This is a genomic window from Pseudoalteromonas sp. SG44-1 (genome assembly GCF_014164315.1).
Taxonomy (GTDB): domain Bacteria; phylum Pseudomonadota; class Gammaproteobacteria; order Enterobacterales; family Alteromonadaceae; genus Pseudoalteromonas; species Pseudoalteromonas rhizosphaerae.
Map to the genome: position 1 here is coordinate 1 of NZ_JACJEW010000140.1, position 2,472 is coordinate 2,472.

At 53.1% G+C, this 2,472-nt stretch carries 1 protein-coding gene; it reads right to left on the bottom strand.

Translation table 11 applies throughout. From position 1 onward, the window contains the following. Positions 1-2,472 (bottom strand): Ig-like domain-containing protein (locus H5187_RS23160; RefSeq protein ID WP_182798435.1); only part of this gene is annotated, 2,472 nt, incomplete at both ends.

A 2,472-nucleotide genomic window follows, 5' to 3' on the forward strand; every position in this document is an offset into this window, starting at 1 on the left:
GGTCAACGCCGGTGCATCGATAGTGACGCTCGGCGCTGTTGTGTCTATCACCCCAGTTTCGCTATCGGTGCCGGTATTGCCTGCGGAGTCTGTCACACTGACATTCACTGTGTACTCGCCTTCGACGAGCGCGTTACTGACCTCCACCGACCAATTTCCTGCGCCATCCGTTAGGGCTGTCGCGCTTTGTACTGCGCCATTTGCAGCGATGATTTCAATCGTTACTTGTGTGCCTGCTGGCACACCACTACTTTGGCCACTAATAAGGGGGGTCACATCACTGCTGTCTGCCAGTGCATCCACACTGAGCATTGGAGCCGTTACATCAATCACCCCGGTGACACTGGCGCTGGCTGGATTGCCCGCTTGATCTGAGACACTCGCAGTGACTGTGTATTCGCCTTCAGCCAATACCTCCAGCGCAGGCACTGACCAGGTGCCTGATGGTGTCATTTGCGTGGTGACTGTGTGTGAGTTGCCTGCCGCATCATTAAATACTAAGGTGACAATGCTGCCTTGTGGCGCACTGGCCGTGCCGCTGATAGTAGGCGTGGTGTCATTCGTGTCGGCTGGCGGATTAATGCTGATATCCGGCATGGTGGTGTCGATAATCCCAGTAACTGTGGCCGTGCCTTGATTACCCACGGCATCTTCAACGGTGGCGGTCACCGTAAAGTCACCCTCCGCTAAATCACTACTGGCCGTGACACTCCACGTGCCGCCGGTTACGGTGGTTTGAATAGTCTCTGCTGGATTAATTCCATCATTTATCACCACAGTGACAACACTGCCATCTGGCGCATCACTGCTGCCGTTAATGGTCGGTGTGGTGTCATTGGTTTCACCAATCGCATTGATGGTAATACTTGGCGCTAAGGTATTGAGTGTGAAGGTATCGGTGGCACTGTTGCTATTGCCCGCCGCATCACTGACGCTCGCAACCACCGTATAATCATCATCGGCTAAAACTGGGGCGGTAACTGCCCAGTCACCATTGACATCAACCGTGGCACTGAGTGTGGTAACTGTCCCACCGCTGTCGGTGACAGTGAGGTTTATCACCGTTCCTTGTGGCTCTGATGAGGTGCCACTGAGCGTTGGCGTGTCATCATTAATTGCACCCAAGTTATTAATGCTGATCAACGGATCTAAGGTATCCACACTGCCAGTGCCGGTGTCACTGCCGGTATTGCCTGCCGCATCGGTAATACTGGCGGTCACTGTATAACTGCCATCCGGTAAGCTTGGTGCTGTTACTTGCCATGAACCATCAGCGAGGACGGTGGCACTTAATCCATAACTATCGCCATTGACATCCACGATACTGATGCTGACAACGGTGCCCGCCGGCTCGGTTGAGGTACCCGTAATCGTTGGTGTCGCATTGTTTCCAAGGCCATTATCATTAACCATAACAACAGGCACTGAGGTATCAATATTGCCTGTTAAGGCCACTTGAGTATCATTTCCCGCCGCATCGGTAATGACGGCATTGACGGTGTAATCGCCCTCGCTCAGGCCGTTCGGTACTTCGACTGACCATTGACCATTGCTTTGTACTGTCGCGCTCAGGGTTTGTTCAACCCCGTTGGCATCGGTGACCACTAAGGTCACTGTGCCACCGATTTCATTGCTGGTGCCACTGAATACCGGGGTGACGTCACTGCCATCACCCACGCCTTGCACTGTAAGACTCGGCGCGGTGGTATCAATCACACCACTAATTGAGTCGGTGGTTTCGTTGCCAACACCATCAAGGACACTGACATCAACACTAAACGCACCATCAGGCAGCGGGGTTGTCGGGCTAATTACCCAATCACCATTGGCATCCACGGTGGCCGTGAGTGTTTGCGTGTTGCCATCTTTATCAGTAACAACCACCGTCACTGCAGTCCCTTGACCCGCATCAGTGGTCCCACTAATGGCTGGGGTGTTGTCATTGCTCAATGTATCGACGCTCACCGTGAGCGTCGGTGGCGTACCATCAAAATCAGTCGAAGTGATCGTGCGCACATTACCTGCTTCATCACTGGCACTGGCAGTCACAGAGGCCACTGTTAGCAGTGGAATGGTTAAGCCCACAAGCGTCCAGTCGCCATTGGCGTCAGTTGTAGTGGTATAGGTTGCGCCTATATCGCCACCAATGAGATTTTCAGTGATGGTGATAGTACTACCAGCAGGTAAATCGGAGGTACCGCTGAGAGACACTAACTGTCCTAATAGGAAGGTGGGCACAAACGCAAGCTCTGGTGGAATTGTATCCACCACGCCATTGTCACTGGCGTTGCCGGTATTACCTGCGGCATCAGTGAGACTGGCAGTCACTGTGTACGCACCATCGATAAGCGGCTGCGTGGCTTCTGCACTCCAATTACCGCTAGCATTGGTTTGTACTGTCACCGTATGGCTGCCATTGCCATCCGTAAAGGTAATCGCAATGTCACTATTGGCTAGATCCGATGTCCCTGT